Here is a 26,184-nt window from a genome sequence, read left to right as displayed (position 1 = left end):
GGTTAGCGTGCGGGCAGCCCGGACACGGGGAGCGCCGACAACCAGACCGAGAGGATCGACCCGATGACACGAATCAGCGGACCCGACAGCCCAGGCGTGGCGAGGACCGAAACGTCCGAACCGGTGGTGATCGACTGCGACGACTGCGCGGTGCGCGGGCCCGGTTGCCGCGACTGCGTGGTGAGCGTGCTGCTCGGGGTGCCCGAGACCCTGCTGCAGGACGAGCGCGCCGCCCTGGAGGTTCTCGCCGACGCCGGGCTGGCGCCACGGCTGCGCCTGGTGCCGATCCGACGCGCCCGGGGATCCGGTGTGGCTTAACCGCCTTGCACCGCATACACTTCGGGCGCGGCGAACCCGCCGTCACCCACAGAGAAATGACAGAAATCTTTCCAATTTCTTAACCAACGACTTTGGACAAACGCCTTTATCGTTTCGTAACCTGTTTGAGACCTAAACCAGCTCGGCGGCCGTCGGTCCGTCGAAGGCCGTTCGAGGATGCACAATCTTGAGCTTTGACGTTAAGTACCCGATTGCGCGTGGTCTAACACGTTCTCTGGTCGGTACGTTAGCGGGCTTCACGGTGTTATCCGGCGTTTTCGCAGCAAATGTGGCCGCCGACCCCGCCCAGGACGCGCTGGCCAAACTCACCGAGCTGTCGCGGCGGGCCGAGCAGACCACCGAGGCGATGCACAGCGCCCAGCTCGACCTGAACGACAAACTGACGGCCGAGCGCGCGGCGGAGCAGAAGCACGCGGATGACGAGGCCGCCGCCGACGCGGCGAAGGCCCGCCTGGCCGGGTTCCAGCACGCGGTCGACAAGCTGGCGGCCGCGACGTACATGGGCGGCCGCGTCGACGGCATGGAAGCCATGCTGACCGCGGGATCGCCGCAGGGACTGATCGACAAGCTGGGCATGCAGCGGATCATGGCGACCCAGATGACCAACCAGATGGCCAGTTACCGCTTCGCCGGCCAGCAGGCCGCCAACGCGGAGCGGGAGTCGGCCAAGTCCGCCGCCCAGGCGAAAAGCGCGGCCGAACAGGCCGCCGCAGTCCGTGCCGGCCTGCAGTCCAAGCAGAGCCAGTTGCAGGTGCAGATCGCCGTCGTCAAGTCGCAGTACCTCGCCCTGACGGCCGATCAGCGCACCGCGCTGGCAAACCCCGGACCGGCTCCGGAAGGCGCGCCCGCGCCGGGCGCCCCCGCGCCGGAAGCGGCGCCGCCGGGCACGCCCCCGGGTGACGGCCAGGCGCCCGGTGCGCCGCCGGCGCCCTTCGGCTGGGCTGCCGCGGCTCCCGGCGGTGGCGGTGGCGGTGGCGGTGACCGCGCCAGCGTGGTGCAGGCGGCGTTGACGCAGGTCGGTTCGCCGTACGTGTGGGGAGGCGCCGCGCCCGGCGGGTTCGACTGCTCCGGGCTGGTGATGTGGGCCTTCCAGCAGGCCGGTATCGCGCTGCCGCACTCCAGCCAGGCGCAGGCCCAAGGCGGCCAGCCGGTGGCGGTGTCGGACCTGCAACCCGGCGACGTGATCACCTTCTACTCCGACGCGTCGCACAGCGGCATCTACGTCGGTGACGGGATGGTGATCCATTCCTCCACCTACGGCCAGCCGGTGCGCGTTGTTCCGATGAATGCCGCGGGCCCGATCCACGACGCCCGCCGCTACTAGGCGCTGCGGCGCGCACCCTGACGCCCCGCGGCGCCGGCGGCTGCCGATACTGCTGGCGTGGGTGTTCGTCGCCGAGGCGGTCGTGGCCGCAGCCCTGCCGCTTCGTTCGCGCCCCGACACGCCGGGGCGCCCCGCCGACCACCCGGTGGCCGCCGCGGCGGACGTGGTCGTCGGCGACAGAACCGTCCGACTGCTCGGCCCCGCCGACCGCCTGCTGGCCCGGATCGCCGCGGACGCCGGCGCCGCGGTGCGGCAAGTCAACGCCTTCTGGGGTCCCGACTGGCCGCGTGACGTCGAGGTGGTGGCCGCCGGCTCCGACGCGGAGTTCCGCGCCGCCGCCGGTGGGGGACCGGCGGCGCAGTGGGCCGACATCGCGGCCGTGACGGTCGCCGACCGCGTCGACCCCGCCCGCCGGGTGGCGGTCGGCCAGCGCATCGTGTTTGCCCCGGGCGCGGCCGCCATGAGCGCACACGCACTGCGAATCGTGCTGGCGCACGAGCTCTTTCATTACGCCGCGCGCCCCGACACCGCACTGGACGCGCCTCGGTGGCTCACCGAGGGCGTCGCCGACTTCGTCGCCCGGCCGGTCACCCCGGTGCCCGCCGGCGCCGCGGCCGGGACGCCGGCGCTGCCGTCGGACGCCGATCTGGACGCGGTGGGGCCGCAGCGCTCATCGGCGTACGACCGTGCGTGGTGGTTCGCCCGGTTCGTCGCCGACACCTACGGTGGCCCGGCGACGTTGCGCGCGTTCTACGTGGCCACGTGCGGTGCGGGGCACACCGACCTGCCCACCGCCGTGCGCGACGTCCTGGGCACCGACCCGGCGGGTCTGCTCGTCCGCTGGCGGCGGTGGCTGGCGACACCCACGGGGAGCGGACGCTCGCGCAAGCCTGGGCGGCCGGCAGGCTAGCCTGTCGCACTGTGAGCCGGGTCCTGCTGGTGACCAACGACTTTCCGCCGCGGCCGGGCGGCATCCAGTCGTATCTGGTCGAGTTCGTCGGTCGGCTGGCCGGCGCGGGGTCGCACTCCGTGACCGTCTACGCACCGCAATGGAAGGGCGCCGGGGCGTTCGACGAGGCGGCGGCCGCCGCCGGCTACCGCGTGGTGCGCCATCCCGGCACGCTGATGCTGCCGGGGCCGGCGGTCGCTGCCCGGATGTGCCGGCTGGTCGCCGACCACGGCATCGACACCGTCTGGTTCGGGGCGGCCGCCCCGTTGGCCCTGCTGGCGTCGCGGGCCCGCGGCGCCGGGGCGACCCGCGTGCTGGCCAGCACGCACGGCCACGAGGTGGGCTGGTCGATGCTCCCGGTGGCCCGGTCGGTGTTGCGCCGCATCGGCGACGACACCGACGTCGTGACGTTCGTCAGCCGTTACACCCGCTCCCGGTTCGCCCCGGCCTTCGGGCCGAACGCCTCGCTGGAATACCTGCCGCCCGGGGTGGACACCGACCGGTTCCGGCCCGACCCCGCCGCCCGCGCCGCGCTGCGGGACCGCTACCGGCTGGGCGGGCGGCCGACCGTGGTGTGCCTGTCGCGCCTGGTGCCGCGCAAGGGCCAGGACATGCTGATCAGGGCGCTGCCGTCGATCCGGCAACGCGTCGACGGCGCCGCGCTGGTCATCGTGGGCGGCGGCCCGCACGCCGACGCGCTGCGCAAACTGGCCCGCGACTGCGGGGTCGCCGAGCACGTGACGTTCACCGGCGGCGTGCCGGCCGCCGAACTGGCCGCACACCACGCCCTGGCCGACGTGTTCGCGATGCCGTGCCGCACCCGCGGCGCCGGCATGGACGTGGAGGGGCTGGGCATCGTGTTCCTGGAGGCGTCCGCGACCGGCGTGCCCGTCGTCGCCGGCGAGTCCGGCGGGGCCCCGGAAGCCGTGCGGCACAACGAGACCGGGCTTGTGGTCGACGGCCGCTCGGTGGACAAGATCGCCACCGCCGTCACCGAGTTGCTGACCGACCGCGACCGCGCCGCGGCCATGGGCGCGGCCGGCCGCAAGTGGGTGACGGCGCAGTGGCGCTGGGACACGCTGGCCGCGCGGCTGGCCGGCCTGCTCCGCGGCTGACTAGTCCTTCGCGTAGATCGCTGCGATGTCGGACGCGAACTTCTCGGCCACCACTTTGCGCTTGACCTTCATCGTGGGAGTCAGCTCCCCGGTGTCCTCGGTGAAGTCGACCGGAAGGATGCGGAACTTGCGGATCGACTCGGCGTGCGACACCGAGAGGTTGGCCTGCTTGACGGCGGCGTCCACCTCGGCGATCAGGTCGGGGTCGGTGGTCAGGTCGCCCACCGACGCGCCGGCCGCCTTGCTGTTGCGCTGCTTCCAGACGTCGAACGCCTCGGGGTCGATCGTGATCAGCGCGCCGATGAAGGGCTTGTTGTCCCCGACGACCATCGCCTGGCTGATCAGCGGGTGCCCCCGCAGTTGGTCCTCGAGCAACGCGGGTGCGACGTTCTTGCCGCCCGCGGTGACGATGATCTCCTTCTTGCGCCCGGTGATCGTCAGGAAGCCGTCCTCGTCGACGGAGCCCAGGTCGCCCGTCTTGAACCAGCCGTCGGTGAACGCCTCGGCGGTGGCCTGCTCGTTGCCCCAGTAGCCGCTGAACACCACCCCGCCGCGCACCAGCAGCTCCCCGTCCTCGCCGATGCGTAAGCTGTTGCCGGGCACCAATGTTCCGACTGTCCCGATCTTGACGTTGCCGACCTGGTTGACCGTGATCGCCGCACTGGTCTCGGTCAGGCCGTAGCCCTCGTGGATGGTGAGACCCACACCGCGGAAGAAGTGGCCCAGCCGGGCGCCCAACGGTGCCCCACCGGACACCGACGCGCGGCAGTCGCCGCCCAGCGCCGCGCGCAGCTTGCTGTAGACCAGCCGGTCGAACAGGGCGTGCTTGGCGCGCAGCCGCAGCCCGGGGCGGCCGCGGTCGCGGGCCTGGCTCCACTCGACCGCGGTCTGGGCGGCGATCGCGAAGATCCGCCCCTTGCCGTCGTTGGCGGCGTTCTGTTCGGCGGTGTTGTAGACCTTCTCGAAGACCCGCGGCACCGAGACCACCACCGTCGGCTTGAACTCCGCCAGCAGCGGAAGCAGGTTCTTGATGTCGCTGGTGAAGCCGACGGTCACCTTGTTGGCGAACGCGCCCAGCGTGAGCGCCCGGGCCAGGACGTGGGCCAGCGGCAGGAACACCAGCAGCCGCTGCCCCTCGGCCAACAGGGTCGGGAGGCACTCCTTGGTTCCCTGCGTCTCGTAGAGCAGGTTGGAATGGGTGAGCTGGCAGCCCTTGGGCCGGCCGGTGGTGCCCGAGGTGTAGATCAGCGTCGCCGGGTCCTCGGCCCGCAGCGCCCCGAGCCGCGCCGTCAGCTCGGCCGGGTCGACCGGCGCGCCGGCCTCGACCAACTGGTCGAGCGCCTTGGGGCCCGACCCGTCGATGTGCAACACCCGGCGCAGGGCGGGCAGTTCGCCGGTGAGCTCGGTGATCATCGCGGCGTGGGCGTCGGATTCGGCGAACGCCAGCACCGCCTCCGAGTCCTGCAGCACCCAGCGCACCTGCTCGGCCGACGACGTCTCGTAGATCGGCACGGTGACCGCGCCCACCGACAGGATCGCCAGGTCGAGGATCGCCCACTCGTACCGGGTCGCCGAGAAGATCGTCACCCGGTCACCCGCCTGCACCCCCAACGCGATCAAACCCAGCGCCGCGGAACGGACCTGCCCGGCCGCCTCGGCGCACGTGACGTCGGTCCAGACGCCGTCGACCCGGCGCTGGTAGATCGCGAAGCCGGGGTCCTGTCGCTCGTGTTCGAAGACCATGGCCGCGATGTTGTCGTGCTCCCCGACGCAGAAGCGGGCGGGAACGCTGTACTCACGCACTGTGTTGACCTCGATTTGGCTAGTGCTGCCGGGTCCGGCTTGCTGCACCCAGCTTAATGCGGGCTTTACTGCGCCCGGCCCGGCCCGGCGATGGTCGCCAGGCCGCGGGTGTGTGAAGCTGGGACGGTGAACAGCATCCAGATCGCCGACGAGACGTACGTCGCCGCCGACGGCGCGCGGGTCGGCGCCGCGATCGCCGATCCGTCGAACTGGCGGCGCTGGTGGCCCGACCTGCGGTTGCAGACCGTCGAGGATCGCGCCGACAAGGGCATCCGCTGGACCGTGACCGGCGCGTTGACCGGCACCATGGAGATCTGGCTGGAACCCCTGCCCGACGGGCTGGACGGCGTGGTGCTGCACTACTTCCTGCACGCCGAACCGACCGGCCTGGCGGCCTGGCAGCTGGCCAGGCTGAACCTGGCGAAGGTGATCCACCGGCGCCGGGTCGCGGGCAAGAACATGGCTTTCGAACTCAAGGCGACACTGGAACGGTCACGCGCGGCCGGGATTTCTCCGGCAGTTTGACGCTCAACGTCGGGCATGGAGAGTACCGTTTCGGGCCGGAGACCGGGTTAGTCCCGCAGCGGGCCGACGCGCTCGTGGGAGAGAGGCAGCAGCCAGGTGGCGGAGAAGACGACGCAGACCATTTATATCGACGCTGATCCCGACACGATACTGAAGGTGATCGCCGACATCGATTCCTACCCGGATTGGATCTCGGAGTACAAGGAAGCCGAGGTGCAGGAGAGAGGCGCCGACGGCTACCCCAAGGTGGCGCGTTTCGTGATGGACGCCGGAATCATCAAAGACACCCTGGTCATGTCCTACCAGTGGCCCGAGGATCGCCGCTCGCTGAGCTGGACCCTGGTCTCCAGCTCGCTACTGCGTTCGCTCGAGGGCTCGTATCGTTTGGCGCCCAAGGATTCTGGCACCGACGTCACCTACGAGCTGACGGTGGACCTGGCCCTCCCGATGATCGGGATGCTCAAACGCAAGGCCGAGCGCAGGCTCACCGACACCGCGTTGAAGGATCTGAAGAAACGAGTCGAGGCTGAGTGATTCCGTTACGCCAACCCCGGCCCGGATCAGTCTGTTCGTCGGCAAGGGCGGGGTAGGAAAATCCACTCTGGCCTCGGCGACCGCGGTCGCCGCCGCGAACCGGGGTCAGCGCGTGCTGGTGGTGTCCACCGACCAGGCGCATTCGCTGGGCGACGTGCTGGGCGTCCCGGTCCCGCCGAGCGGTGACGCCGAGGCCGTCCGGGTGCTCACCGACGACCAGTCCGGTGCCGGTCTCCTCGACGCGCTGGCCCTCGACACCCTGGCCCTGCTCGAGGCCCGCTGGCAGCAGGTGGTCGGCGCCGTGGACCGCAGGTTTCCCGACTCCGAGCTGGGCACCATTGCCCCCGAAGAACTTTCGGCCCTGCCGGGCGTGCAGGAAGTCCTCGGCTTGCACGCCGTCGGTGAGCTTTCGGCCTCCGGGCGCTGGGATCTCGTCGTCGTCGACTGCGCCTCGACCGCCGACGCGTTGCGGATGCTGACCCTGCCCGCCACGTTCGGGCTCTACGTCGAGCGCGCGTGGCCGCGCCACCGCAGGTTGTCGATCGCCGCCGACGACGGCCGCTCGGCGGCGGTGGTGGAGTTGCTGGAGCGCATCAGCGCGGGTGTCGACGCGCTCGGCGCACTGCTGACCGACGGCGAGCAGGTCGGTGCGCACCTGGTGCTGACCCCGGAGCGGGTGGTGGTGGCCGAGGCGGTCCGGACCCTGGGCTCGCTGGCCCTGATGGGGGTGCGCGTCGAGGAGCTGATCGTCAACCAGGTTCTCGTACAGGACGAGTCCTACGAGTACCACAACCTGCCCGCCCACCCGGCGTTCTCCTGGTACGCCGAACGCATCTGCGAACAACGGGTCGTCCTCGACGAACTGGCCGCCGCCATGGGTGACGTCGCGCTGGTGGTGACCCCGCACCTGTCCGGCGAACCGATCGGCCCCAAGGCGCTGGGCGCACTGCTCGACAGCGCCCGCCGGCAGGGTACGGCCGCGCCGCCGGGCCCGTTGCAGCCCGTCGTCGACCTCGAATCCGGATCGGGGCTTGGGGCGACATACCGGATGCGGCTAGCGTTGCCCCAACTCGATTCGGGTGCCCTGACCCTCGGCCGCGTCGACGACGACCTGATCATCAGCGTCGGCGGGTTGCGGCGCCGGGTGCGGCTGGCGTCCGTGCTGCGGCGTTGCACGGTGTCCGACGCGCGTCTGCGGGGTAGTGAACTGACGGTTCGTTTCCGACCAGACCCGGAGGTGTGGCCTAGATGAGTGGGGCTCATCCCGACGTCGGTCCCGAGCTGCGCAGGCTCGCCCAGGCGATCCTGGACGGAATCGACCCGGCGGTGCGGCTGGCGGCCGCGATGACGGCAGGCGGCGGGCCGGGAACCGGGAAATGCCAGCAGGTGTGGTGCCCGGTGTGCGCGCTGGCCGCGCTGGCCACCGGTGAGCAGCACCCGCTGCTCACCGTGATCGCCGACCACAGCATCGTTCTGCTCGAGGTGATCCGCGGCATCGTCGGTGACGCCGACCGCTCGCCGGAGCCGCCGCCGGACGGGCCGGGCGACGAGACGCGCGCCGGCAGCGATGCGGGGGAAGGCACCGCCAGGACCCGGTATCAGTCCATCCCGGTCACCGTCGAGGAGTGAGTCGCCCGGGTCGCAGGTGGTCGCCCGCGCCGTGGATGGGTACAGTTGGCGCAGTACACGACCGGCGGGGTGAGAGGGAGGGCCATGTGGTACTGGCTGTTCAAGTACGTTCTACTCGGCCCGTTGCTCTCACTGCTTGGTCGGCCCAAAGTCGAAGGCCTGGAACATCTTCCGCACTCCGGGCCGGCGATTCTGGCCAGTAATCACCTGGCGGTGATGGACAGCTTCTACCTGCCCCTGGTCGTGCGCCGCCGGATCACGTTCCTGGCCAAGTCCGAATACTTCACCGGCACCGGCCTCAAGGGCTGGTTCCAGCGCTGGTTCTTCACCGCCGTCGGGCAGGTCCCGATCGACCGCACCAACGCCGACGCCGCGCAGGCGGCGCTGGACACCGCCGAACGGCTGCTGAGCCAGGGCAAGTTGCTCGGGATGTACCCCGAGGGCACCCGCTCGCCGGACGGCCGGCTCTACAAAGGCAAGACCGGCCTGGGCCGGCTGGCTCTGCACACCGGGGTTCCGGTGATCCCGGTGGCGATGATCGGCACCAACGTCGTCAACCCGCCCGGGACGAACATGCTGCGGTTCGGCCGCGTCACCGTCCGCTTCGGCAAGCCGATGGACTTCTCCCGCTTCGAGGGAATGGCCGGCAACCGGTTCATCGAACGCGCCGTCACCGACGAGGTGATCTACGAGCTGATGGGCCTGTCCGGCCAGGAATACGTCGACATCTATGCGGCCAGCCTCAAGGAAAATGGCAACGCCGCCTCCGGTGGCGCGTCCACCGGCGAGGCCGCGCGCATCCCCGAGACCGCCGCGGGTTAACCGGCCGCCGTCGCCGGCGTCAGGGTGGGCGATGCCGGGTCCCGCGAGCCGGCCCGCGCGCCGACGGTGATTCCGGCTGCGGCGATGACCGCCAGCGCCCACCACACGTAGGACATCCCGGCCAGTTGGCGCCACCACACCGCGGTCGTCTCGTGATGCTTGGGGAGCAGGTTGATCGGGGTCCAGGCCATCAGCGCCACCCCGGCGGCGCTGATGGCCGCCAGCGCGACGTTGCGCCGCCGCCAGCCCAGGACCGCGGTCACCAACACCGCCGGCACCATCCACACCCAGTGGTGCGACCACGACACCGGCGACACCACCAGACCGAACAGCGCGACACAGATGATCGCCAGCGTCGGCTCGCCGGCGCGCAGCACCCGTCGCATCGCCCAGATTGTCAGCGCCAGGACGAGCAGGCTCGCGGCCACCCACAGCACGAAGCGCTGGTGCTCGCCGAGGCCCAGCCGCGCCAGCCCGCCCGCGATGTTCTGGTCGGTGTTCAGCGCCGCGGCGCCGATTCGGTCGGTGTGGTGCACCGTGCGGGTCCAGTACTCCCACGAGTCGTCCCAGGCCAGCGCGAAACCGACGGCCGTCGCGGCCGCGAACGACGCCAGCGCGGTGAGCGCCGCGCGGTTGTCGCGGCGCAGCACCAGATAGAGCAGAAACACCGCGGGAGTGAGCTTGAGCGCGATCCCCAACCCGAGCAGCACGCCGCGTGGCCACGGCGTGCGGCGCGGGAAGCAGTCGGCGATCACCAGCGTCATCAGCACGGCGTTGATCTGGCCGAACGCGAAGTTGGAGTTGATGGGTTCCAGCCAGATCGCCGCGGGCGCCACGATCAGCACGGTCAGCCACAGCCGGCGCAGCCACGCCGGCCCCGGCAGCACCGTCGAGGTGTCCCACACGGCCAGGCGGGTGAGCACGATCGCCGTCGACACCATCAGCAGCGCCAGCGTCAGCAACGTGATCGCGACGCTGGCGGCCGGCATGTGCAACCAGGCGAACGGGCTGAACACGATGGCCGCCAGCGGGGGATAGGTGAACGGCAGGTTCAGCCCGATGGGGGTGTGGAACAACACCTCCCCGCGGTACAGCGGATGCCCGTCCAACCAGGCCTGACCGCCCATCTGATAGATGTCGATGTCGATGCGGTACGGCGTGTGCCCGAAGAGGCGCCACGCCGTGTGGCCCAGCGCGGCGGCCGCCGCCAACCAGAGCAATCCCCACGTCAGCGCCCGTCCGAGCCCACTTCTGCCAGCGAAGCCCGCGCCGGGCGCCTGCGATCTACTCATCTCGCCAAACAGCGTAATCGGTGCCCGGGCCGGCCAGCGGGTGGCGCAGCGCGGCTCCTGCCGGGTGCGGCCGGGCAGGCGTAGGTTTCAGGTGTGCTGCAGTGGTTCGTGCCGAGGGTCACCCGGTGGTTCTCCCATGACATCCACGACGGCGGCCGGTTGCCGCTGCTGTGCTGTCTGGTGGCCTTCATCCTGACCTTTTTCGTCACGCGAACCTTCGTCCGGTTCATCCGCTACCGCGCAGCGACCGGCCGCCCGCCCAAATGGTGGCAGCCGCGCAACGTCCACCTCGGGGGAGTCCACATCCACCACGTGACGTTCGGGGTGGTGCTGGTGTTGGTGTCCGGGCTGACGCTGGTCACCCTGTCCCTCGACGGCCACGAGCCAGAATTCACCTCGGCAGCAATATTTTTCGGCGTCGGGGCCGCGCTGGTGCTCGATGAGTACGCGTTGATCCTGCACCTGTCCGACGTGTACTGGTCGGAAGACGGGCGCACGTCGGTGGACGCCGTGTTCGCGGCGGTGGCCGTGGCCGGCCTGCTGATCATGGGCCTGCATCCGTTGATGTTCTTCCTGCCGGTATGGGAGGGCGCCGACTCGACGGCGCTGCGGTTCGCGGTGGGCGGTGCGATGGCGCTGACGCTGCCGCTGGCCGTGATCGTGGTGCTCAAGGGCAAGGTGTGGACCGGCCTGCTGGGCATGTTCATCGTCGTGCTGCTGCTCGTCGGGGCGGTCCGGTTGTCGCGCCCGCACGCCCCGTGGGCCCGGTGGCGCTACACCACCCAGCCGGACAAGATGCGCCGGGCGCTGCAGCGGGAGCGGACGCTGCGCCGTCCCGTGGTGCGGGCCAAGCTGGCGTTGCAGTGTGCGATCGCCGGCACCCCGCGCCTGCCCGACGAACGCACCGTCGACGCCAGGCTCGACACCGAGGTGCGTCCCGCGCCGCCACCGGAGAACACCGAGCCCATCCTGCTGGGCAGCTAGCTCGCCGCGGCCACGGGCCTAGGCTTCCTCCGGTGCGGTACTTCTACGACACGGAATTCATCGAGGACGGGCGCAGCATCGAGCTGATCTCGATCGGCGTGGTCGCCGAAGACGGCCGCGAGTATTACGCGGTGTCCACCGAATTCGATCCCGAACGCGCCGGTAGCTGGGTGCGTGCGCACGTGCTGCCCAAGCTGCCGCCGCCGTCCTCGCAGCTATGGCGGTCGCGCAGGCGGATCCGCGAGGACCTGGAGCAGTTCTTCGGTGTCTCCGGCGTCGACGACGACGATCCGATCGAGTTGTGGGCCTGGATCGGGGCCTACGACCACGTGGCCTTGTGCCAGTTGTGGGGCACCATGCCGGAGCTGCCGCGTGCGCTGCCCCGCTTCACCCGGGAACTGCGGCAGCTCTGGGAGGACCGCGGGTCGCCCCGGCTGCCGCCGCGGTCGCGGGATGCTCACGACGCGCTGGTCGACGCCCGCGATCAGCTGCGTCGCTTCCGGCTGATCACCGCCGCGGAAATGCCGGCCGCCGAGCGGCCGGTCGACCGGCGTTCGCGCTGATCAGCCCCGAACGGCCCCGGCCGGGTGCCGGTTACCATGGACCGATGAACTGGACCGTCGACATCCCGATCGACCAGCTGCCTTCGCTGCCGCCGCTGCCGACCGAGCTGCGCGCCCGCCTGGACGCCGCGCTGGCCAAGCCGGCCGCGCAGCAGCCCAGCTGGCCGGCCGAGCAGGCCACGGCGATGCGCACGGTCCTGGAGAGCGTGCCGCCGGTGACGGTGCCCTCCGAGATCGTGCGGCTGCAGGAACAACTGGCCGCGGTCGCCAGGGGGGAGGCGTTCCTGCTGCAGGGTGGCGACTGCGCGGAGACGTTCACCGACAACACCGAACCCCACATCCGGGGCAACATCCGGGCGCTGCTGCAGATGGCCGTCGTGCTGACCTACGGCGCCAGCATGCCGGTGGTCAAGGTGGCCCGCATCGCGGGCCAGTACGCCAAGCCACGCTCGGCCGACATCGACGCGCTGGGCCTGAAGTCCTACCGCGGCGACATGATCAACGGCTTCGCCCCGGACGCCGCCGCGCGCGACCACGACCCGTCGCGGCTGGTGCGGGCCTACGCCAACGCCAGTGCGGCGATGAACCTGGTGCGGGCGCTGACCTCGTCGGGGCTGGCCTCGCTGCACGGGGTGCACGACTGGAACCGCGAGTTCGTCGCGACCTCGCCGGCCGGTGCGCGGTACGAGGCGCTGGCCACCGAGATCGACCGCGCGCTGCGCTTCATGAGCGCCTGCGGGGTGGCCGACCGCAATCTGCAGACCGCCGAGATCTACGCCAGCCACGAGGCGTTGGTGCTCGACTACGAGCGGGCCATGCTGCGCCTGTCCGAGGGCGAAGACGGGGAGCCGCGGCTCTACGACCTGTCGGCGCACACGGTGTGGATCGGGGAGCGCACCCGCCAGCTCGACGGCGCGCACGTCGCGTTCGCCGAGGTGATCGCCAACCCCATCGGCGTCAAGATCGGCCCGACGATGACGCCGGAACTGGCCGTCGAATACGTCGAGCGCCTCGACCCGCGCAACCAGCCCGGCCGGCTGACGCTGGTCAGCAGGCTCGGTAACGGCAAGGTCCGCGATCTGCTGCCGCCGATCGTCGAGAAGGTCCAGGGCACCGGCCACCAGGTGATCTGGCAGTGCGACCCGATGCACGGCAACACCCACGAGTCGTCCAACGGATACAAGACGCGGCACTTCGACCGCATCGTCGACGAGGTCCAGGGCTTCTTCGAGGTGCACCGCGCGCTGGGCACCCATCCCGGCGGGATCCACGTCGAGCTCACCGGCGAGAACGTCACGGAGTGTCTCGGCGGCGCGCAAGACATCTCGGACACCGATCTGGTGGGCCGCTACGAGACGGCCTGCGACCCGCGGCTCAACACCCAGCAGTCGCTGGAGCTGGCGTTCCTGGTCGCGGAGATGCTGCGCGACTAGCCCGTTCCCCCGCGAGCAGACACAAACTCGCACCAGAACGGGTGCTTTCGGGCGATTCTGCGTCTGCTCGCCGCGGTGACCGGTGACCTCACAGCAGGCCGTTGAGGTTGCTGCCGATCGTCCATCCCACGGTCGCCGCGAGCCCGGTGAGGGCGAGCACGATCGCGACCCAGATCAGCACCGTGCGCCGGGCGCGCTGCCGGGCCCACACGAACTCGCTCATCGCGATACCGGCGAATTCCCCTGATACGGGCTCGTATTCGTATTCGTATTCGTCCGGCTCGGACGGCGGCGGCTCGGGCCAGTCCCCGGGCCCCCGGGTGAGCTGGCGGGTGGGCCGGCGAGCCGCTGCGGCGGCGGGAGGCTGCTGCCCGGCGGCCCCGCGCTCCGCCGTCCGGCTGTGCTGCAGCGCCGCCGACCGGTGCTGGGCGGAATTGGCCGGGGCGGGCACCCGGAACGCCGGCAATCCGAGTTCGTCGGCGATCGCCTCGAGGTCGGCGGCCAGCTCGATCGCGTCGGCGTAGCGGTCGGCGGGGTCGCGGGCGGTCGCCCGCTGCACCAACTCGTCGAACTGCGGGGGCACGCCGTCGATCGCGGCGCCGGGCGGGGGCACATCGGTGTCCAGGCGCTGGTAGGCGATCGACAGTGCCGTGTCGCCGGTGAACGGCGTGCGCCCGGTCAACAGCTCGTAGGTGAGGATTCCGGTGGAGTAGACGTCGCTGCGGGGGCTGGCGTCCCCGTCACGGACCTGCTCGGGCGACAGGTAGGCCGCCGTCCCCAGAATGACGCTGGCGGAGGTGATCCCGGCGGCCGCGACGGCGCGAACCAGGCCGAAATCGGCGATCTTGACCTCGCCTTCGTCGGAGATCAGCACGTTCTCGGGCTTGACGTCGCGGTGCACCAGGCCCGCCCCGTGCGCGGCGGCCAGCCCGCCCAGCACCGGGTGCAGCACCGCGGCGACGGCGTGGGGCGGCATCGGCCCGCGCTCGGCCAGCAACTCGCGCAGCGTGCCGCCCTCGACGAGTTCCATCACCAGGAACGGGTGCCGGGCGTCCAGGCCCTGGTCGTAAACGGCGACCAGCCCGGGATTCTTCAACCGCGCGACCGCGCGCGCCTCGAGCCGGAAGCGGGTCAGGAACTGCTCGTCGCCGGCGTAGCGGGCGTCCATCACCTTGACCGCGACGGGGCGGTCGAGCCGGACGTCGAGGCCCCGGTACACCGTCGAGGTGCCGCCGCTGGCGATCCGGGACTCCACGAGGTAGCGGCCGTCCAGCAGCGTGCCGTCCAGCTCCCCGATCCCCGCGCCTGCCACGGGGCCATCGTAGGTGCGCCGCGGCGCCGGGTTGAAAAACTCCATGCTCAACGCGCCGAGCAGGGCCTACACTGGCGCGGTGGGCAGCATCCCGGCCGGCGACGACGTCATAGATCCCGGCGAGCCAACGTACGACCTGCCCCGGGTCGCCGAATTGCTCGGCGTGCCGGTCGGCAAGGTGCACCAGCAGCTTCGGGAGGGCCACCTGGTCGCGGTGCGCCGCGACGGCGGCGTGGTGATCCCCCAGGCGTTCTTCACCGGCACCGGTGAGGTGGTCAAGAGCCTGCCCGGCCTGTTGACCATCCTGCGCGACGGCGGTTACCGCGAGACCGAGATCCTGCGGTGGCTGTTCACCCCGGACGCGTCGCTGACGGTCACCCGCGACGGCAGCCGGGACGCCGTCAGCAACGCCCGTCCCGTCGACGCCCTGCACGCCCACCAGGCGCGGGAGGTCGTGCGCCGGGCCCAGGCTATGGCCTACTGACGGCTTCGCGGCCCGGTTCCGCCGGCGCCGCGGGGGCCCGCTTCAACGCGTACCAGGCGATCACTGCGCAGGCGGTGGCCAGCCAGAAGTGCAGCCACGAGTACATGCCGTGCGACCCGTCGGGTTTGAAGATGACCATCACCCACGTCGAGAACCCCGCGATCGTGGCGACCGCTCGCCGCGACTGGGCCAGCGGCGCCCCGGCCGCCAGCGGCCAGGAGTAGTACCAGGGCAGGGCGGCGGGCACGAACAGCACCACGATCAGCATCGACCACGCGATGCCGGTCAGTGCGGCTCGGTCGTCGCGGCGGTACCGCCACCACAACAACGGCAGCGACACCGCGATGACCCCGATCCCGATCAGCCGGGTGACGCGCAGCAGGGGATAGAAGTCGAAGGTGAAGAAGTTGCTGCCCCACGCATGTATCAGGTTGGCGGCCCCGGTGGGAATGGTCAGCCAGTTGATGATCTTCACCGATCCGGCGAGTGCGGTCAGCCAGCCCAGCCCGACACCGGCGGCGGCGGACAGGATCCCGAACACCACGGCGAAGACGAGCACGGAGAGCGCCATGGCCGTCAGGAACGCCCGCACCGGGGGATATCCCCGTCGGTCGCGCAGATGCCGCATCCACACCCAGACCAGGAACGGCAACGAGATCGCGGCGGTGGCCTTGACCGCGCTCGCCACCGTGATCAGGGCGACGCCCGGGAGGTGGCGCCCGCCGAAGCTCAGGGCGATGCCGGCGGCCATCAGCCCGACCATCAGCATCTCGTTGTGCACCCCGCCCATCAGGTGGATGAGCACCAGGGGGTTGAGGACGCAGATCCACAGCGCGATGGAGCCGTCGGTGCCCAGGTGATGCGCCAACCGGGGCGTGGCCCAGATCAGCAGCGCCAACCCGGGCAGCATGCACAGGCGCAGCAACATCGTCCCGGCCACCACGTTGTTGCCGACGATGACCGTGACGAACTTCGCGACCAGGATGAACGCCGGGCCGTACGGCGCGGTGGTGATCGTCCAGATGGGACTCACGTTGTCCAGCAACGAGTTCGGGTTTGCCACGGGGCCCACCGCGTAGGGGTCCAGGCCGTCGCGCAGCAGCGCGCCCTGGGCCAGATAGGAATACGTGTCCCGGCTGAACACGGGCACCGACGCCAGCAACGGCGCCAGCCAGAACCCGGTGGTGGCCTTCATCACGTATTCGGTCGCGTCGCCGGCCAACACCCGGCGGCCCAGCCCCAGCCACGCGATCAGCATCAGGCCCACGCCCGCCCACAGCACGATCGACGACAGCACCAGCCCGTGCCCGAAGCGCAGCCACGACAGGTGGATCGACTCCAGCAGCGGGTCGTGCTGGCGGGTGCTGCCGGCGCCCAGCCCGCCCATGGTGATCAGCATCGCGCCGAGAAACCCCAGTTTCGCCGGTCGCGACTCCGGGCCGGCGGTGAACGCCAGCAATCGTGACAGTTGTGGGGCGCGGGGGAGCTTGTGCACCGTGGGCGATTCGGCGGACGGGAGGTGCGCCGGACTCGACGGGGTTTCCATCGGCTCAGGCGGACCGGTTCGTGGCCATCCTGGCCAGCGCGGACAGGCCCTCTTTGGCCGCCGCGTTGACGGGGGCGGACGCGAGCGTGGCCAGCGCCCGTTGCGTCAGCGCGGCGATGCGCTGCTCGGCCGCCTGCAGCGCGCCCACCGCCTGGATGACGTCGCGCAGCTCGTTCACCTGCGCGTCGGTCAGCTGGGCGCCGATCGAGCTGCGCAACAGCTCGGCCGCCGCCGGGTCCGACCTGTCCGCCAGCTCGACCGCCTCGGCCAGTAGCACCGTCCGCTTGCCGGACCGTAGGTCGTCACCGGACGGCTTGCCGGTCACCGACGGATCCCCGAAAACCCCCAGCACGTCGTCACGCAACTGGAACGCCACGCCGAGGTCCACCCCGAACTGCTTGAAGGTGTCCTGGACGTCGGGCCGGTCGGCGGCGGCGGCCACCCCCAGCTGCAGCGGCCGGGCCACGGTGTAGCTGGCGGTTTTGAACGTGTCGACTTTCATCGCCGACGCGATCGACTCGGCGGCACTGGCCTCGTTGACGATGTCGAGGTACTGCCCGCCCAGCACCTCGGTGCGGATGTCGGCCCACACGCGCATGACCCGCCGCTGGGCGTCGGGCGGCAAGTCCGCGCCGAACACGATGTCGTCGGCCCAGGCCAGCGCGAGGTCGCCGAGCAGGATCGCCGCCGACACCCCGAACCGGTCCGGTGAGCCGCGCCACCGCCGGCCGCGGTGCAGCTCCGCGAACTGCACGTGGGCGGTCGGTCTGCCCCGGCGGGTCGAGGAGTCGTCGATCACGTCGTCGTGCAGCAGCGCGCAGGCGTGCAGCAGCTCCAGCGCGGAGAACAGCAGCAGCACCTCGGGATCGGGGTCCTCGCTGGCCACGGCGCGCCAGCCCCAGTAGGCGAAGGCCGGCCGCAGCCGCTTGCCGCCGCCGAGCACGAAATCCTCGAGGGCGCCGATGAAGGCGCCGTAGTCGCCACCGATGTAGGCGGTCTCGTTGCGCCGCTCGTGCAGGTACCGCCGAAGCCGGTCGGTGATGGCGCCGGTCAGTTCGGCGGTTGCCGCTGCTGCTGGGGCTTTCGGGCTCAGCGCGGCGCCCCTTTCTGCTCGGCTCGACGCGGTGTGTGTTCTAGGCCCGACAGTGTATGTCGCTTCGGCGCCCGGAGTTGCTCCGGCCAGCCTCGCCGTTCCCCCGCCCGGCGGGAGATACCCCCACGCCTATGCTGGCGAGGGCCCGGGCTTAGGCCCGGCTTGCCCCGGCCCCGAGGTGCCGGGGCCGTCATCGTCTGATGAGAATCCGATGGAGAGGAGCCGCGTGACCCTCAACACCATCGCCCTCGAACTGGTGCCGCCCAACGTGGAAGACGGTCGGGAACGGGCGCTGGAAGATGCGCGAAAAGTGGTGCAGTGCTCGGCCGAGAGCGGCCTGGAGGGCCGGATCCGGCACGTGATGATTCCCGGGATGATCGCCGAGGACGACGACCGTCCCGTCCCGATGAAGCCGAAGCTCGACGTGCTGGACTTCTGGTCGATCCTCAAGCCGGAGTTGCCGGGGTTGCGCGGCCTGTGCACGCAGGTGACCGCCTTCATGGACGAGTCGGCGCTGCGGCGGCGGCTCACCGACCTGTGCGACGCCGGCATGGAGGGCGTGGTGTTCGTCGGCGTGCCGCGCACGATGAGCGACGGCGAGGGATCCGGCGTCGCTCCCACCGACGCGCTGTCGATCTACCGGGAGCTGGTGAGCAACCGCGGGGTGATCCTGATCCCCACCCGCGAGGGCGAACACGGCCGGTTCAACTTCAAGTGCGATCAGGGTGCCACCTACGGCATGACCCAGCTGCTGTATTCGGACGCGATCGTGGGGTTCTTGACGGAGTTCGCCCAAACCACCGATCACCGGCCCGAGATCCTGTTGTCGTTTGGCTTCGTGCCGAAGGTGGAGAGCCGCGTCGGGCTGATCAACTGGCTGATCCAGGACCCGGGCAACGTGGCCGTGGCCGGCGAGCAGGAGTTCGTGAGGGAACTGGCCGGCAGCGAGCCGGCGCGGAAGCGCCGGCTCATGGTCGACCTCTACAAGCGCGTCGTCGACGGCGTCGCCAACCTGGGCTTCCCGCTCAGCATCCATTTCGAGGCGACGTACGGGGTGTCGACCCCGGCCTTCCAGGCGTTCGCCGAGATGCTCGCCTACTGGTCGCCGCGCGAGCCGGTCTAGCTCGGCGGTTGGTCGCGCGGGCCGGTGAACCGGGGTGAGCGGTCGCGGCTGAACCAGGCCAGCGCCGCCACCGCGCCGGCGGCCGCAAAGGACGCGATGGTCAGCCAGATGCCGGCCCCGGTGAACGACCGCGTGTTGGGATCGGTGTATCGGGCCTGGGCGGTCATGGTGCTCACCACGCCCGGCTTGAGCTTCCACGAGACCACGTCGGGCTCGGCGCGGTCGCCGTTGGTGGAGGTGACCACCCCGGGGAAGGCGACGGTCAACTCGACTTCGGCATCGGGATCTGTGAGAGAGGTAAGGTCGGCCCGGCCTTCCAGGATCACCAGGTTGCCGTTGCGGCGCAGCGACAGGTTGACGCCCGCGGCGTTGGGGTTCATCTCCGCCAGCTGTGGCACCTCGGCGAACGTCAGGTCGGAGAACACCGCCTGCGACCCCACGTAGCCGTCGCTGTCGTAATTGGACACCGCCACCTTCTGGGCGAACGGCAGGTTGTTCTCCAGTTGCGGGCCGGTGTCCTTGGGCGTCTTGGGTTTCGCCGCGGCGATGATCTCCCCGGACACCAGATCGTCGGGCGAGATGGTGATCGACGCCCTGACGCGTAGACATCCGGCGGCCAGCGGGACCAGCAGCAGCAGCATCGAAGCGGCCAGCACCCGGCGCCGCCGAGCGGTGAATCCTCGGGCATGGATCGGGGGAGAGCCGGCGCGCACCAGGTCATCGTGCCAGATGCCGCGTGGCCGGTTCGGCGAGTCCTGGAATGTGCGCGCCGTGGGCCGGCCGAGGCCCGGTCACTGCAGAGGCAGAGCCCGGCCCAGGATCGCGAAGGCCCGCGGGTCGCCGGCGAAGTGGTAGTCGCGAATGACGTCGGTGAACCCCAGTCGCCGGTACAACCGCCACGCGCGGTTGGGCTCGCCGTTGGTTTCCGGGGTCGACAGCAGCACGTTCTGCTCGCCCCGACCGGCGAGCAGCCGGCGGGCCAACGCCTCGCCGAGGCCCCGCCCCTGGGCGCGGGGATGGATGTGCAGCTCGGTCAGCTCGAAGTAGCTGCTCATCAGCCGCGTGATCGCCTCGGGCGGCGAGCCGCCGCGCTGCAGACCCATCACGACCTGCTGCTGCCACCACTGCCCGGGCGCCCCGGGGTAGCCGTAGGCCACGCCGACCAGCGGCGCGTCGCTCAGGCGGGCGCCCGAGACGGTGCCGGCCGCCGCCAGGGTGTCGTCGGCCTCCACCGCGGCCACTCCCTGCCAGCCACGTCGCCGCAGGTGCTCGAGCCACATCGCCGCGCGCTGCTTCTCGGTGCCCCGCGGGTAGCGCATCGCCTTGACGTACACACCCAGGGCGTCGCCGAGGCGGCGCTCCATTTCGGTGGGCGGCAGATCGATGAGGAATGTCGGCAACTCGCGGTGTCCTCCTCATCCGTCGCCCCGCAGCGGCAATCGCGTTCCGAAGCCCGCTTCACAGCCATTATCGGACGCCCGGGTTGCCGGTAGCCGAGCGGTCACGGCTAACAAGCGCTCGAGCCCCGGCCCGACAAGCTGCTCGCACCGCACGGGCGTCGCCGCCCGGCCGGGCCTCGGGGCCGGGCCGCGATAGAATCGCCGTCGAACCAGTGGTACGGCGCAGATCGACCTCGTATCATCTGAGTTAGTTGCCCGCAAAATCGGGCATCCGCGTGCTATCGATAGTTACGTGCCACGCTGTCGGCAAGGAGGGCCGAATGCCACTCTCCGATCATGAGCAACGGATGCTCGATCAGATCGAGAGCGCTCTCTACGCCGAGGACCCCAAATTCGCGTCGAGCGTTCGGGGCGGCGGATTCCGCGCACCCACCGCGCGGCGGCGCCTGCAGGGCGCGGCCATGTTCGTCGTCGGTCTGGCGATGCTGGTTTCCGGCGTTGCCTTCAAGGCCACGATGATCGGGAGCTTCCCGATCCTCAGCGTCGTCGGCTTCGTCGTGATGTTTGCCGGGGTGGTCTTCGCCATCAGCGGACCCAGCCTGGCGGGCCGGCCGGCCCACCCCGGCTCCGGGCCGGGGTCGCGGCGCGCCAAGGGCGCCGGGGGCTCGTTCACCAGCCGCATGGAGGACCGGTTCCGCCGCCGTTTCGACGAGTAGCGGAACCGCGCCGACCCAGGCGAGTTCGACGCCGTCCACCTTCGTAAAGGGGTAGCCGGGAGGCTGCCCCTTATTTATTGCGGTCGTGCCCGATTCGAGGCCGAACCGCGTCCGAACCGAGGCCCGCACCGACGCGCCCCATCCCCCCACTTTGCCCCACTCGCCGTATCGTGCCTTTGAAATGCGGTTTTGCGGCGCCGCTGCGGGACGGTGCGGTGCCACCCGAGGGGCTCAGGTCGGTCCGAGGTGGCAAAGGTCCCGGAAAACGCGCCGAGCACGCCCCGGTTATGGGGCAAAGTGGGGGATTGTGGGGTATGGTGACTGCAGTGTTCGGGTGAGACGGAACCGCTCCGGGCGGGAGGTGAGCAGGTGTTTCTCGGCACCTACACGCCCCGGCTCGACGACAAGGGGCGGCTGACGTTGCCCGCCAAGTTCCGCGACGCGCTGGCAGGGGGGTTGATGGTCACCAAGAGCCAAGATCACAGCCTGGCCGTCTACCCGCGCGCGGAATTCGAGCAGCTGGCCCGCCGGGCCAGCAAGACCTCGCGCAGCAACCCCGAAGCCAGGGCGTTCCTGCGCAACCTCGCCGCCGGCACCGACGAACAGCACCCCGACGCGCAGGGCCGCATCACGTTGTCGGCCGACCACCGCCGTTACGCGAACCTGTCCAAGGACTGCGTGGTGATCGGGGCGGTCGACTACCTCGAGATCTGGGATGCGCAGGCCTGGCACGACTACCAGCAGACACACGAAGAGAACTTCTCCGCGGCCAGCGATGAAGCACTCGGCGACATCATCTGAGGCGCATGCCCGTGCATCGTGGCCTCTGCCCGAACCGACCCTGGCGTACTTCCCCAACGCCAGGTTCGTGCCTTCGGACAGGGACCTCGGTGCAGGGGCGTCCCGCCCAATCTCCGGAGGCGTTGCGGTGGCTGATGATTCGGACGATCACGGGCACGTTCCCGTCCTGCTGCACCGCTGCGTCGAACTGCTGACCCCGGCGCTGACCCGCCGCGCCCCGGACGGGACGGGAGCGGTGCTGGTCGACGCAACGCTCGGCGCGGGCGGCCACGCCGAGCGGTTCCTGACCGACCTGCCGGGGCTGCGGCTGATCGGGCTCGACCGTGATCCCAGCGCTTTGGACATCGCCCGGGCCCGGCTGGCCCGGTTCGCCGACCGGGTCACGCTCGTCCACACCCGCTACGACGGCCTGGCCGCCGCGCTGGCCGAATCCGGTTGTCCGGAGCGGGAATCGGTCGACGGTGCGCTCTTCGACCTCGGCGTGTCGTCCATGCAGCTCGACCGCGCCGAACGCGGCTTCGCCTACGCCCAGGACGCTCCGCTGGACATGCGGATGGACCCGGACTCGCCGCTGACCGCCGCCGACATCGTCAACACCTACGACGAGGCGGCGCTGGCCGACATCCTGCACCGCTACGGCGAGGAGCGATTCGCGCGCCGCATCGCCGCCCAGATCGTGCGCCGGCGCGCCCGCGTGCCGTTCACCTCCACGGGGGAGCTGGTAGAGCTGCTCTACCAAGCGATTCCGGCGCCGGCGCGGCGCACCGGCGGGCATCCGGCCAAGCGCACGTTTCAGGCCCTGCGCATCGCGGTCAACGACGAGCTGGACACGCTGCGCCGCGCCTTGCCGGCCGCGCTGGACGCCCTCGCCGGTTCCGGACGCATCGTGGTGCTGTCGTATCAGTCCCTGGAGGACCGCATCGTCAAGCGCGCCTTCGCCGAGGCCGTCGCCACGCGCACCCCGATCGACCTGCCGGTCGAACTGCCCGGCCACGGGCCACGATTCCGGTCGTTGACACGCGGCGCCGAACGCGCGGATGTCGCTGAGATCGAACGCAATCCGCGCAGCGCCGCGGTGCGGTTACGGGCCCTGCAACGGGTGGAGGACGGGGTGCAAGCAGCACGACACGCAACCGGGAGGGGCGACTCATGAAGACCAAGCGCGAGGCGCCGAAACGCCGCGGCGGCAACGACCGCCGGGTTGGGGCGAGCGGCTCCGGCGGTTCCGCCCGCAAGGCCAGGCGCATCTCGGCCGAGCCGGTACACAGCACCCGGCCGGGCAAGACCCCGGCGCCCGCCCGCGAGGGCCGGACGCCGAGGTCCGGGCCGCAGACCAGCCCCGTCCCGCGGCCGGTCGAGCGGCCGGTCCGGGCCAAGAGCGCCAGCCAGGCCAAGGCCCGGGCCAAGGCGCGGAAAGCCAAGGCGCCCAAGGTCGTCCGGCCCCGCCTGACGGAGCGGTTGGCGGCGCGGCTGGCCGCCGTCGACCTGCGGCCCCGGACCCTGCTCAGCAGGGTTCCGTTCGTCGTTCTGGTCATCGGTGCGCTGGGTGTGGGGCTGGGCCTGACGCTGTGGTTGTCGACCGCCTCGGCCGAGCGGTCCTACCAGCTCAGCCACGCCCGCGAGCAGAATCGCCTGCTGCAGCAGCAGAAGGAGGCGCTGGAACGCGATGTGCGCGAGGCGGAGTCGGCGCCGGCGCTGGCGGAGGCGGCCCGCAAGCAGGGCATGATCCCGACGCGCGACACCGCCCACCTGGTCCAGGACCCGGCCGGCAACTGGGTGGTCGTGGGCACGCCCAAACCCGCCGACGGCGTTCCGCCCCCGCCGCTGAACGCCAAGCTCCCCGACGAGGGCCCGCCGCCGCCGCGGCCGGAGCAGTCCCCCGAGGTCCCAGTCCGGATAGAGCCGGCCCCGGGCGCACCGGGGGCGCCGGCCAGGTCCGGGCCGGAGATGCTGCTGCGCGCGCCGGACGGCGCCTCGACCGTGGGCGGTCAGCACCTCCCGGCCCAGCAGGCGCCCCTCCCCGGCACGCCGGGGGGATTCCCGGCGCCCGGGCAGTTGCCGGGCGCGGCCCCGCTACCGGGCTTGCCGGCCCCGGGGGTGCCGCTGCCCGCTCCGGCTCCCGTCGGGGTCCCGGTACCGCTGGGCGGCCTGCCGGCGCCGGCGCCCGCCGAGGTCCCGGTACCGCTGCAGCTCGGGACGGCGCCCGAAGCCCCCCAGGCCGCGGTTCCCGTCGGCCCCGGCGCCCCGGCGCCGCTGCCGGCCACCGCCGGGCAGTTCCCGCCGCCCGCCGTCGCGACGCCGGGTGTGGCCGGATGAGCGGGCGCGAACCCCGGCGCACCCGCCGGTCGCAGACGGCGCGACCGGGCCGCGGTCCCCGCCGCTCCGAAGAGGAGGCCCGCCAGCCGAAGCGGGCCCGCACGGCCGACAACGCCGCCCGGGCGCGGGACGTCGGCAAACCCAGGCGATTCCGCAGGCCCAAGCGCGCCGGGAAGTCGGGTGCGGCCCCCCGGCCCGACGCGCAGCCGGCCGGCCACTCGGCACGCGAGCGGCGTACCCGCCAACTCGTGCAGATGGGGACCCGCGGCGCGTCGTTCGTCGCCCGGCACCGGGCCGGCAACGCGGTCATCGGAGTGATGACGCTGATCGCGGCGGCGCAGCTGTTCGTCCTGCAGGTGACCGACGCCCCGGCGCTGCGCGCCCAGGCGGCCAGCCAGCTCAAGGTCACCGACGTCGAGAAGGCGGTGCGCGGCAGCATCATCGACCGCCACAACGATCAGCTGGCGTTCACCACCGAGTCGCGCGCGTTGACCTTCCAGCCTAAGCGGATTCGCAAACAGCTGGAGGAGGCCAAGGCGAAGAACTCCGCGGCCCCCGACCCGCAGCAGCGGCTGCGCGACATCGCCAAGGAGGTCTCGGCGCGCCTGAACAACAAGCCGGACTACCAGACCGTGCTGAAGAAGCTGCAGAGCGACGAGACGTTCGCCTACCTGGCCCGCGCCGTCGACCCCGCCGTCGCCGGTGCGATCTCCGACAAGTACCCGGAGGTGGGCTCCGAGCGGCAGGACCTGCGCCAGTACCCGGGCGGATCGCTGGCGGCCAACATCGTCGGCGGGATCGACTGGGACGGTCACGGCCTGCTGGGCCTGGAGGAGTCGATGGACGCGATGCTCTCCGGAACCGACGGTTCGGTCACCTACGACCGCGGGTCCGACGGCGTCGTCATCCCCGGCAGCTACCGCAACCGGCACCGCGCGGTCAACGGCTCCACCGTGCAGTTGACCCTCGACGACGACATCCAGTTCTACGTCCAGCAGCAGGTCCAGCAGGCCAAGAACGTGTCCGGGGCGCACAACGTCTCGGCCGTCGTGCTGGACGCCAAGACCGGCGAGGTGCTGGCCATGGCCAACGACAACACCTTCGACCCCTCCCAGGACATCGGCCGGCAGGGCGACCGGCAGCTGGGCAACCCGTCGGTGTCCTCGCCCTTCGAGCCGGGCTCGGTGAACAAGGTGATCACCGCGTCGTCGGTCATCGAGTACGGGCTGTCCAACCCCGACGAGGTGTTGCAGGTACCCGGCTCGATCAACATGGGCGGGGTGAACGTGCACGACGCCTGGGACCACGGCGTGATGCCCTACACCACCACCGGGGTGTTCGGGAAGTCGTCCAACGTCGGCACGCTGATGCTGGCGCAGCGCGTCGGCCCGGAGCGCTTCTACGACATGGTCGAGAAGTTCGGGCTGGGACAGCGCACCAACGTCGGGCTGCCCGGCGAGAGCGCCGGGCTGGTCCCGCCGATCGACCAGTGGTCGGGCAGCACGTTCTCCAACCTGCCCATCGGCCAAGGCCTTTCGATGACCCTGCTGCAGATGGCCGGCATGTACCAGGCCATCGCCAACGACGGGGTGCGGATACCGCCGCGCATCGTCAAGGCCACGATCGCGCCCGACGGCACCCGGACCGAGGAGCCGCGCCCGGAGGGTGTGCGGGTGGTGTCCGCACAGACCGCCCAGACGGTGCGGAACATGCTGCGGGCCGTGGTGCAGCGCGACCCGATGGGCTACCAGCAGGGCACCGGGTCCGCCGCCGCGGTGCCCGGTTACCAGATGGCCGGCAAGACCGGCACCGCCCAGCAGATCAATCCCGGTTGCGGCTGCTACTTCGACGACGTTTACTGGATCACCTTCGCCGGGATGGCCACCGTCGACAATCCGCGCTACGTGATCGGCATCATGATGGACAACCCGAACCGCAACGCCGACGGTTCGCCGGGGCACTCGGCGGCCCCGCTGTTCCACAACATCGCGGGCTGGCTGATGCAGCGCGAGAACGTGCCGCTGTCACCCGACCCCGGGCCGCCGCTGGTCCTGCAGGCCACCTGAGCAGCGCCCCACCCC

25 protein-coding genes and 1 pseudogene are annotated in these 26,184 nt (G+C 71.1%); 19 read left to right on the top strand and 7 right to left on the bottom strand.

The window, feature by feature from the left end; all coding sequences use genetic code 11:
* Positions 1–63: 63 nt before the first annotated feature.
* From ACJ512_RS17495 to pimB, 4 genes are all read left to right on the top strand, one after another.
* A complete protein-coding gene (locus tag ACJ512_RS17495; protein ID WP_407687604.1) occupies positions 64–318 on the top strand; it encodes a hypothetical protein in 255 nt (84 codons plus the stop codon).
* A gap of 187 nt (positions 319–505) precedes the next feature.
* A complete protein-coding gene (ripC, locus tag ACJ512_RS17490; protein ID WP_407687603.1) occupies positions 506–1,663 on the top strand; it encodes a peptidoglycan hydrolase RipC in 1,158 nt (385 codons plus the stop codon).
* A gap of 49 nt (positions 1,664–1,712) precedes the next feature.
* A complete protein-coding gene (locus tag ACJ512_RS17485; RefSeq protein ID WP_407687622.1) occupies positions 1,713–2,573 on the top strand; it encodes an eCIS core domain-containing protein in 861 nt (286 codons plus the stop codon).
* An 11-nt stretch (positions 2,574–2,584) separates the two neighbouring features.
* Entirely contained in the window at positions 2,585–3,727 is a 1,143-nt protein-coding gene (gene pimB / locus ACJ512_RS17480; RefSeq protein WP_407687602.1) for a GDP-mannose-dependent alpha-(1-6)-phosphatidylinositol monomannoside mannosyltransferase, read from the top strand.
* Here the strand turns inward: pimB and ACJ512_RS17475 are convergent, their stop codons facing one another.
* Positions 3,728–5,530: an AMP-dependent synthetase/ligase gene (locus ACJ512_RS17475; RefSeq protein ID WP_407687601.1), complete on the bottom strand. Its 1,803-nt coding sequence runs from the start codon at positions 5,528–5,530 to the stop codon at positions 3,728–3,730.
* A gap of 126 nt (positions 5,531–5,656) precedes the next feature.
* Here ACJ512_RS17475 and ACJ512_RS17470 point away from each other — a divergent pair, with 126 nt between their 5' ends.
* The 5 genes from ACJ512_RS17470 to ACJ512_RS17450 all read left to right on the top strand — a co-directional run bounded on the left by ACJ512_RS17470 (position 5,657) and on the right by ACJ512_RS17450 (position 9,040).
* A complete protein-coding gene (locus ACJ512_RS17470; protein ID WP_407687600.1) occupies positions 5,657–6,055 on the top strand; it encodes a polyketide cyclase / dehydrase and lipid transport in 399 nt (132 codons plus the stop codon).
* A 96-nt stretch (positions 6,056–6,151) separates the two neighbouring features.
* Positions 6,152–6,589, top strand: coding sequence for an SRPBCC family protein (locus ACJ512_RS17465; RefSeq protein WP_407687599.1), 438 nt, complete (start codon positions 6,152–6,154; stop codon positions 6,587–6,589).
* Positions 6,582–7,841, top strand: a complete 1,260-nt coding sequence (locus tag ACJ512_RS17460) for an ArsA family ATPase (RefSeq protein ID WP_407687621.1) — start codon at positions 6,582–6,584, stop codon at positions 7,839–7,841. Before ACJ512_RS17465 ends, ACJ512_RS17460 begins: the two co-directional genes overlap by 8 nt.
* On the top strand, positions 7,838–8,218 hold the full coding sequence (locus tag ACJ512_RS17455) for a hypothetical protein (protein ID WP_407687598.1): 381 nt from the start codon (positions 7,838–7,840) through the stop codon (positions 8,216–8,218). Before ACJ512_RS17460 ends, ACJ512_RS17455 begins: the two co-directional genes overlap by 4 nt.
* Positions 8,219–8,302: 84 nt before the next feature.
* A complete protein-coding gene (locus tag ACJ512_RS17450; RefSeq protein ID WP_407687597.1) occupies positions 8,303–9,040 on the top strand; it encodes a lysophospholipid acyltransferase family protein in 738 nt (245 codons plus the stop codon).
* Here the strand turns inward: ACJ512_RS17450 and ACJ512_RS17445 are convergent.
* Positions 9,037–10,332 carry a glycosyltransferase 87 family protein gene (locus ACJ512_RS17445; RefSeq protein ID WP_407687596.1) on the bottom strand — a complete coding sequence of 432 codons (1,296 nt, stop codon included), beginning with the start codon at positions 10,330–10,332 and terminating at the stop codon, positions 9,037–9,039. The genes ACJ512_RS17450 and ACJ512_RS17445 overlap by 4 nt on opposite strands.
* A 108-nt stretch (positions 10,333–10,440) precedes the next feature.
* On the opposite strand from ACJ512_RS17445, the gene ACJ512_RS17440 reads away from it, so the two are divergent.
* The 3 genes and pseudogenes from ACJ512_RS17440 (at position 10,441) to ACJ512_RS17430 (ending at position 13,312) form a co-directional block, all read left to right on the top strand.
* Complete coding sequence (locus ACJ512_RS17440) at positions 10,441–11,316, top strand: hypothetical protein (protein ID WP_407687620.1); 876 nt, start codon at positions 10,441–10,443, stop codon at positions 11,314–11,316.
* A gap of 32 nt (positions 11,317–11,348) precedes the next feature.
* Positions 11,349–11,860, top strand: a pseudogene (locus ACJ512_RS17435) (polyadenylate-specific 3'-exoribonuclease AS); the annotation flags it as partial.
* A 63-nt stretch (positions 11,861–11,923) separates the two neighbouring features.
* Positions 11,924–13,312, top strand: coding sequence for a class II 3-deoxy-7-phosphoheptulonate synthase (locus ACJ512_RS17430; protein ID WP_407687619.1), 1,389 nt, complete (start codon positions 11,924–11,926; stop codon positions 13,310–13,312).
* A gap of 88 nt (positions 13,313–13,400) precedes the next feature.
* Here the strand turns inward: ACJ512_RS17430 and ACJ512_RS17425 are convergent, their stop codons facing one another.
* A complete protein-coding gene (locus tag ACJ512_RS17425; protein WP_407687618.1) occupies positions 13,401–14,669 on the bottom strand; it encodes a protein kinase domain-containing protein in 1,269 nt (422 codons plus the stop codon).
* Between the two features lie 34 nt (positions 14,670–14,703).
* On the opposite strand from ACJ512_RS17425, the gene ACJ512_RS17420 reads away from it, so the two are divergent.
* Positions 14,704–15,108 carry an Rv2175c family DNA-binding protein gene (locus ACJ512_RS17420; RefSeq protein ID WP_407687595.1) on the top strand — a complete coding sequence of 135 codons (405 nt, stop codon included), beginning with the start codon at positions 14,704–14,706 and terminating at the stop codon, positions 15,106–15,108.
* Here ACJ512_RS17420 and ACJ512_RS17415 read toward each other — a convergent pair.
* Both ACJ512_RS17415 and idsA2 read right to left on the bottom strand, forming a co-directional pair.
* On the bottom strand, positions 15,095–16,654 hold the full coding sequence (locus ACJ512_RS17415; protein WP_407687594.1) for an alpha-(1->6)-mannopyranosyltransferase A: 1,560 nt from the start codon (positions 16,652–16,654) through the stop codon (positions 15,095–15,097). The genes ACJ512_RS17420 and ACJ512_RS17415 overlap by 14 nt on opposite strands.
* A 4-nt stretch (positions 16,655–16,658) precedes the next feature.
* Entirely contained in the window at positions 16,659–17,708 is a 1,050-nt protein-coding gene (idsA2, locus tag ACJ512_RS17410) for a bifunctional (2E,6E)-farnesyl/geranyl diphosphate synthase (RefSeq protein WP_407687617.1), read from the bottom strand.
* Positions 17,709–17,973: 265 nt separating this feature from the next.
* On the opposite strand from idsA2, the gene ACJ512_RS17405 reads away from it, so the two are divergent.
* Entirely contained in the window at positions 17,974–18,870 is an 897-nt protein-coding gene (locus tag ACJ512_RS17405) for a mycobacterial-type methylenetetrahydrofolate reductase (protein ID WP_407687616.1), read from the top strand.
* On the opposite strand, the gene lppM is transcribed toward ACJ512_RS17405, so the two are convergent.
* Both lppM and ACJ512_RS17395 read right to left on the bottom strand, forming a co-directional pair.
* Positions 18,867–19,511 carry a lipoprotein LppM gene (gene lppM / locus ACJ512_RS17400; protein WP_407687615.1) on the bottom strand — a complete coding sequence of 215 codons (645 nt, stop codon included), beginning with the start codon at positions 19,509–19,511 and terminating at the stop codon, positions 18,867–18,869. The genes ACJ512_RS17405 and lppM overlap by 4 nt on opposite strands.
* Positions 19,512–19,661: 150 nt before the next feature.
* Positions 19,662–20,270, bottom strand: coding sequence for a GNAT family N-acetyltransferase (locus ACJ512_RS17395; RefSeq protein ID WP_407687593.1), 609 nt, complete (start codon positions 20,268–20,270; stop codon positions 19,662–19,664).
* Positions 20,271–20,590: 320 nt separating this feature from the next.
* On the opposite strand from ACJ512_RS17395, the gene ACJ512_RS17390 reads away from it, so the two are divergent.
* From ACJ512_RS17390 to ACJ512_RS17370, 5 genes are all read left to right on the top strand, one after another.
* Entirely contained in the window at positions 20,591–20,986 is a 396-nt protein-coding gene (locus ACJ512_RS17390; RefSeq protein WP_407687592.1) for a DUF3040 domain-containing protein, read from the top strand.
* Positions 20,987–21,355: 369 nt separating this feature from the next.
* Entirely contained in the window at positions 21,356–21,787 is a 432-nt protein-coding gene (gene mraZ / locus ACJ512_RS17385) for a division/cell wall cluster transcriptional repressor MraZ (protein WP_144950524.1), read from the top strand.
* Positions 21,762–22,940, top strand: a complete 1,179-nt coding sequence (gene rsmH / locus ACJ512_RS17380) for a 16S rRNA (cytosine(1402)-N(4))-methyltransferase RsmH (RefSeq protein WP_407687591.1) — start codon at positions 21,762–21,764, stop codon at positions 22,938–22,940. The genes mraZ and rsmH overlap by 26 nt, the downstream gene beginning before the upstream one ends.
* A complete protein-coding gene (locus ACJ512_RS17375; protein WP_461479779.1) occupies positions 22,937–24,103 on the top strand; it encodes an FtsB family cell division protein in 1,167 nt (388 codons plus the stop codon). Before rsmH ends, ACJ512_RS17375 begins: the two co-directional genes overlap by 4 nt.
* Complete coding sequence (locus tag ACJ512_RS17370; RefSeq protein ID WP_407689210.1) at positions 24,100–26,169, top strand: peptidoglycan D,D-transpeptidase FtsI family protein; 2,070 nt, start codon at positions 24,100–24,102, stop codon at positions 26,167–26,169. Before ACJ512_RS17375 ends, ACJ512_RS17370 begins: the two co-directional genes overlap by 4 nt.
* Positions 26,170–26,184: the final 15 nt, after the last annotated feature.

This window comes from Mycobacterium cajalii (assembly GCF_045809005.2).
GTDB lineage: Bacteria > Actinomycetota > Actinomycetes > Mycobacteriales > Mycobacteriaceae > Mycobacterium.
Note: the sequence above shows the minus strand (reverse complement) of the source record. Positions and strands in the feature narration are given on the sequence as shown.

Bases quoted from the DNA above. Each gene is read 5' to 3' on its own strand.
- ACJ512_RS17430 (WP_407687619.1), top strand. From the start codon at position 11,924: ATGAACTGGACCGTCGACATCCCGATCGACCAGCTGCCTTCGCTGCCG.
- lppM (WP_407687615.1), bottom strand. From the start codon at position 19,511: ATGCTGCTGCTGCTGGTCCCGCTGGCCGCCGGATGTCTACGCGTCAGG.
- ACJ512_RS17415 (WP_407687594.1), bottom strand. From the start codon at position 16,654: ATGGAAACCCCGTCGAGTCCGGCGCACCTCCCGTCCGCCGAATCGCCC.
- ACJ512_RS17370 (WP_407689210.1), top strand. From the start codon at position 24,100: ATGAGCGGGCGCGAACCCCGGCGCACCCGCCGGTCGCAGACGGCGCGA.
- ACJ512_RS17390 (WP_407687592.1), top strand. From the start codon at position 20,591: ATGCCACTCTCCGATCATGAGCAACGGATGCTCGATCAGATCGAGAGC.
- ACJ512_RS17495 (WP_407687604.1), top strand. From the start codon at position 64: ATGACACGAATCAGCGGACCCGACAGCCCAGGCGTGGCGAGGACCGAA.
- ACJ512_RS17375 (WP_461479779.1), top strand. From the start codon at position 22,937: ATGAAGACCAAGCGCGAGGCGCCGAAACGCCGCGGCGGCAACGACCGC.
- ACJ512_RS17425 (WP_407687618.1), bottom strand. From the start codon at position 14,669: ATGGAGTTTTTCAACCCGGCGCCGCGGCGCACCTACGATGGCCCCGTG.
- ACJ512_RS17445 (WP_407687596.1), bottom strand. From the start codon at position 10,332: ATGAGTAGATCGCAGGCGCCCGGCGCGGGCTTCGCTGGCAGAAGTGGG.
- ACJ512_RS17450 (WP_407687597.1), top strand. From the start codon at position 8,303: ATGTGGTACTGGCTGTTCAAGTACGTTCTACTCGGCCCGTTGCTCTCA.
- ACJ512_RS17455 (WP_407687598.1), top strand. From the start codon at position 7,838: ATGAGTGGGGCTCATCCCGACGTCGGTCCCGAGCTGCGCAGGCTCGCC.
- rsmH (WP_407687591.1), top strand. From the start codon at position 21,762: ATGAAGCACTCGGCGACATCATCTGAGGCGCATGCCCGTGCATCGTGG.